This window comes from Ciceribacter sp. T2.26MG-112.2 (assembly GCF_900492205.1).
GTDB lineage: Bacteria > Pseudomonadota > Alphaproteobacteria > Rhizobiales > Rhizobiaceae > Allorhizobium > Allorhizobium naphthalenivorans_A.
The window spans coordinates 1-423 of record NZ_UEYQ01000071.1; the positions used below are offsets into that span (position 1 = coordinate 1).

The following is a 423-nucleotide window of genomic DNA, read 5'->3' on the forward strand; positions in this document are numbered from 1 at the left end:
CGACGGCGCTCCACGGACGTGATGACTTCAATTGGATGCTTGGTCATAGGACTACTCCTAGTGTTTGCACTAGGACTTCCGATGTTCGCATCAACCTCGCAAGGCGGCCTTCACCGGGCGCTTACCTTCCGCCAGCACGTCATGCCAGACACGGCGTGGGCCATAGGTTCGGTCGCCGGAGTGTAAGCGCGGATTGCGTCAGGCGGGCTTGACCCGGCTGCCGAACGCAAAAAGCTCCTCGACCGTAATGGTGAGGAGCTTTGTGCTGAGTGTGTTGAGCTGTGGAATTTGGTATGTTTGGTTGCGGGGGCAGGATTTGAACCTGCGGCCTTCAGGTTATGAGCCTGACGAGCTACCGGGCTGCTCCACCCCGCGTTATTTTGAGCGCCGGGTCTTGCCCGGTATTTTTGTCTTGCCGGTCCT

Annotated in this window: 1 tRNA gene; it reads right to left on the bottom strand. The window is 58.4% G+C overall.

Annotated features, from left to right (window positions below):
* Positions 1-298: 298 nt before the first annotated feature.
* A tRNA-Met gene (locus tag DYZ14_RS24035) sits at positions 299-375 on the bottom strand.
* Positions 376-423 lie beyond the last annotated feature (48 nt).